The sequence below is a fragment of the Desulfovibrio sp. 1188_IL3213 genome (assembly GCF_036763145.1).
Taxonomy (GTDB): Bacteria; Desulfobacterota; Desulfovibrionia; order Desulfovibrionales; family Desulfovibrionaceae; genus Desulfovibrio.
Genome location: NZ_JBAIYR010000179.1, coordinates 1 through 4,597, shown reverse-complemented (window position 1 = coordinate 4,597; position 4,597 = coordinate 1). Strand labels below are relative to the sequence as shown.

Sequence of the window (4,597 nt, the reverse complement as noted above, 5' to 3'; positions counted from 1 at the left end):
GTGCGGCGGCCCGACCCGTCCGCTTCTGCGCAAGGCACCCGGCACGTGCAGGGCCGCCATGAAAGGCGAGGCGGAAAAGGATAGGTCTTTGGGGCGGCCCTGGGTTGACTACTGGCGTTCTCAGCCCTGACAGAAGCCGTTTTCCGGCGTGTGAAGCCCTTGGGGGTGGAAGTTGCCCCCCCCAGAGGGCCAGAGGTAGGCTACCGTGTTTAACCGCGTCCATAACCCCGGGGGGCAACGGCTGAAGCTGCGCTTGCGCCTTTCGGCCAAGGGATTACCCTAGAACCCCCTGGTTTGTGGCCCCTTCGCAAACCGGGGGTTCCCTTTTTGCGTAACACGAATGTGTTTGCCGCGGCAACTCCGTAGCCAGGTTGATCAGAAGTATAACTGCTGTTTTTCTTAAAACGGCGTTCCGCACGAGTAGCACGAATGGCTAAATATTCCCCCCGGATTACGGACTGCAAGTGAAAGCTCACAAATGTAATTACATTGACATTACGTCTAAAATGTACTACATTTTGAAAAATGGAGAGCAATGACATGCAACCAACCATGAATAAAGAGACGACAATAACGTTCCGAGTTGAACCTAGTTTACGCTCTGATTTCACCAAGGCAGCGAAAAAAGTTAAAATGCCCGCTGCTCAAATTTTGCGAATTTTGATGCAAAATTTCATAGATAATGTGCAAGACGCGTCTAATCTTCCCAATAAAGAAGGTGAACACCGGGCGCAAGCAATAAAATTTGCTGAAGCATCTGCAAATTTTGAAGGCTGCTATTTTCCTGAGAATGCCCGCCCATTTATTACTCGTTATATAAACGGAGAAATGGACATAAATAGCATCCTTAAAACTCTTTTGGCATAACTAAAAAGGCAGTGTTGTACACTGCCTTTTTGTGAGCAAACTACTATGTACAGTCAAAAAGAAAAACAAGATATTGCTGTTATTCTTCGTCTCGCCGAATTAGAAGAAAAAGCAGTTCAAGGAAATTTTAATATTTTACATCTCAAAGAGATACATAGACGTATTTTTCAAGATTTTCCAAAACTCGGAAGCGACATTACACCAGGGCAATTTAGAAAACCTGTAGGCAAAAACCTTGATTGGGTAAAAACACGACAGCTTGAAAGCGTTAATGCTGCCTCAAATGTTGCGTATTCAAATATGTCAAAAGACGCTCAAAAAAAATTAGAAATGATGCTTTCTACTATAGACACAAAAAAATTGTCTATATTAAAAAAAGAAGAATTTTGTAAAAATATTGCTGATATATACATTGCAGTTGACTATATACATCCATTCAATGATGGAAATAGCAGGACATTAAGAACTTTTACGCGACAGCTTGCTAAAGAATCAGGCTATCATTTAGAATGGGAGGCTCTTAACAAAAACGCTTCCGGAAGAGATGTTTTATATATTGCAAGAGATATTAGCGTTAATAAAATTTCAATTACGTTAGCTCAATCAGAAGGTACAAAAAGGGATATTACTTTTTCACTTGACCAGCTTGGAAGCAATAAAGATATGCATGCTCTCGTAAAAGAAATTATACATCCAGTCCTTGAAAAAGAGCGCCAACAGACACAAACCAAAAAGCAAGAGCCTGGGAGATAAGTTAGACACAAGGGAGTGTCAAAAAATCTACCTTTTGCCACTTTTTTTATTTCCGTAGCAGGCCGCTTTTTGCCTGTATCAAAAATCCTGTCAAAAATAACTTGCACCTTTGCCGCGTCCGTCTGTCAGCGCAAGAGTCGGAACAGTTTCAAAGTTAAAATGCTCTAATCCCGGGCTGGCGCTTAGCCGTTTTGCCTGTTCGCCTTTTTGGCCGCCCCGTGTTCTGTTTGATGAAGCACGGGGCGGATTTTTATGAATGATTGCCTAATGATACAATTTATCAATATAAAAAGATATGAAAACCAAATAGTTAGTATCTAGATGCATGCTGGCTGCTTTCATTCGGTCCACAACCGTGTATAGTGGCGTTTGGCCCGCAGGGCCGCTTTCGCCCTTTGTAACTTCAAGAAAAGGTTTCTGCTCCCATGTTTGCAATGCCCAAAAATCTGCCCCATCCGCAACTGAAGCCCAATACCGAAGTTGTTTTGCAAAAGCGCTATCTGCGTAAAAACCTGGACGGCAAGATCATTGAAGAGCCGCGCGATCTTTTCTGGCGCGTGGCCGCGTCCATTGCCGCCCAGGAAAAAAGCTACAAAGGCTCAAGCCGCAAGTCTGAGCAACTGGCCCGTGATTTTTACGACCTCATGACCAGCTGGAAATTCCTGCCCAATTCGCCCACCCTCATGAACGCCGGTACGGACCTGGGGCAGCTTTCGGCCTGCTTTGTACTGCCCGTGGGGGATTCCATTGAAGAAATTTTTGACGCCGTCAAATACGCCGCCATGATACACAAATCCGGCGGCGGCACGGGCTTTTCCTTTTCCCGCTTGCGGCCCAAAGACAGCCGCGTAGGCTCCACCGGAGGCGTGGCGTCCGGCCCTGTGTCTTTTTTGCGCATCTTTAATACCGCCACCGAGCAGATAAAGCAGGGCGGCACGCGGCGCGGGGCCAATATGGGCATTCTGCGGGTGGATCACCCGGATATTCTGGAGTTCATCCGGGCCAAGGAGAAAGAAGGGGAGTTTAATAACTTCAATCTTTCCGTGGGACTGACAGAAGCGTTCATGCAGGCTGTGGAAGGCGACGAGCAGTATGACCTTGTTTCGCCCCATAACGGTGAAGTCATAAACCGCCTGCCCGCGCGCCAGGTTTTCGACCTGCTGGTGCGCAAGGCGTGGCAGTCCGGCGATCCGGGCATTGTTTTTCTTGACCGCATCAACCGTGACAATCCCACGCCTGACCAGGGAGATATCGAGTCCACCAATCCTTGCGGCGAGCAGCCGCTTTTGCCCTTTGAGGCGTGCAATCTGGGTTCCATCAACCTTTCCTGCTTTCATGTGCCGGGGCATGAAAACGGTGCAGACCCCGCTGCGGGCATTGACTGGGACGATTTGCGCCGTGTGGTGCATCTGTCTGTGCGTTTTCTTGACAATGTGATTGACGCTTCGCGCTTTCCGCTTGAGCGCATCGGCGAAACCGTGCGCAAAAACCGCAAGATCGGCCTGGGCGTTATGGGCTTTGCGGATCTGCTTTTTCAGCTTGGCGTGGCGTATGACTCGCAGCAGGGGCTTGATCTTGGCGAGCGCATCATGGCCTTTGTGCAGGAAGAAGGACACAGGGCCTCGGCGGAACTGGCGCGGGAGCGCGGACCTTTTCCGGCCTATGAGTCTTCGGTGTTTGCGGCCAAAAAACTTGGGCCGTACCGCAATGCCACGGTAACCACCATTGCGCCCACGGGTACGCTTTCCATCATTGCGGGCTGCTCGTCGGGCGTGGAACCGCTTTTTGCTCTCTGCTTTACCCGCAACATTCTGGATGGCGAACGTCTGGTGGAGATCAATCCGCATTTTGAGACGGCGCTGGAGTCCGGGGGGCTGTTCAGTCACGAACTGATGGATGCGGTGGCAGCCAGGGGATCCATTCAGGATATGGACTATCTGCCCGCTGTGCTGCGCAAGACCTTTGTGACCGCTATGGACATCGCCCCCCAATGGCATCTGCGCATGCAGGCAGCCTTTCAGCGGCATACGGACAATGCCGTGTCCAAAACCGTCAACCTGCCCAACAGCGCGACAGAACAGGATATTCGTGAAATTTACTGGCTGGCCTATCAGGAGGGCTGCAAGGGCGTTACCGTGTACCGCGACGGCTGCAAGAGCATTCAGGTGTTGGCAACCGGAGAAGGCCAGAAAAAAATGGACGGCGGTTCCGCTGAAGCCGCGGACGGAGGTGCTGCGGGCGAATATGTCGACGGGTATGCTGCGGGTGGCCCCATTGCCGCAGCGCCGTCACTGGTGCGCAAGCGTCCGGATGAAGTACAGGGCTTTACCCGCAAGGTGCAGACTGGTCTTGGGGCCATGTATCTTACCGTAAATGAGGTGGACGGCAGGCCCTTTGAAGTGTTCGCCACCATCGGCAAGTCCGGGCGTTCCATCACGGCCAAGGCAGAGGCCATCGGGCGGCTTGTGTCCCTTGCGTTGCGCTCCGGTGTGCACGTGCGTGACGTAGTGGCGCAGATCAAGGGCATAGGCGGCGAACATCCTGTCTTTCGGGGCAAGGGGCTGCTGCTTTCCATACCCGATGCCATCGCCTGGGTGCTGGAACAGCGCTACCTCAAGGACGAAGTGGTGGATACCGTCAATGATATTGCCGCCAGTCGCTGCCCGGACTGCGGCGAAAAGCTGGTATTTCAGGAGGGCTGCCTCATCTGCCCGGCCTGCGGCTTTTCCCGTTGCGGTTAGGGTGATTTTATTTTGAAACCGCTCGGGACGGCTGCGCAGGCAGCCTTTTGCCTGCCGTAAGCGAGCATTTCAAGTGTTAAATGCCCTAGAGCAATTTCACTTTGAAATTGCTCTGGCGGCTGCGTGAGCAGACGTTCGCTACGGAGGCGTAAGCGCAGTTTATCTGCGCGGTTAAACGCCGAAGTGAGCGTGCCTTAAACTTTGAGAATATACATTCTCAAAGTTAATCTGCTCTA

At 51.0% G+C, this 4,597-nt stretch carries 3 protein-coding genes; all 3 read left to right on the top strand.

What is annotated here, in order from left to right:
- Positions 1-540 precede the first annotated feature (540 nt).
- Positions 541-867, top strand: coding sequence for a hypothetical protein (locus tag V6C16_RS08280; RefSeq protein WP_333535211.1), 327 nt, complete (start codon positions 541-543; stop codon positions 865-867).
- A 45-nt stretch (positions 868-912) separates the two neighbouring features.
- Entirely contained in the window at positions 913-1,620 is a 708-nt protein-coding gene (locus V6C16_RS08275; RefSeq protein ID WP_333535213.1) for a Fic family protein, read from the top strand.
- Between the two features lie 425 nt (positions 1,621-2,045).
- Positions 2,046-4,361, top strand: coding sequence for a vitamin B12-dependent ribonucleotide reductase (locus tag V6C16_RS08270; protein WP_333535214.1), 2,316 nt, complete (start codon positions 2,046-2,048; stop codon positions 4,359-4,361).
- The last annotated feature ends 236 nt before the right edge of the window (positions 4,362-4,597 follow it).

Coding starts and splice junctions, on each gene's coding strand:
- V6C16_RS08280 (WP_333535211.1), top strand. CDS start 541: ATGCAACCAACCATGAATAAAGAGACGACAATAACGTTCCGAGTTGAA.
- V6C16_RS08270 (WP_333535214.1), top strand. CDS start 2,046: ATGTTTGCAATGCCCAAAAATCTGCCCCATCCGCAACTGAAGCCCAAT.
- V6C16_RS08275 (WP_333535213.1), top strand. CDS start 913: ATGTACAGTCAAAAAGAAAAACAAGATATTGCTGTTATTCTTCGTCTC.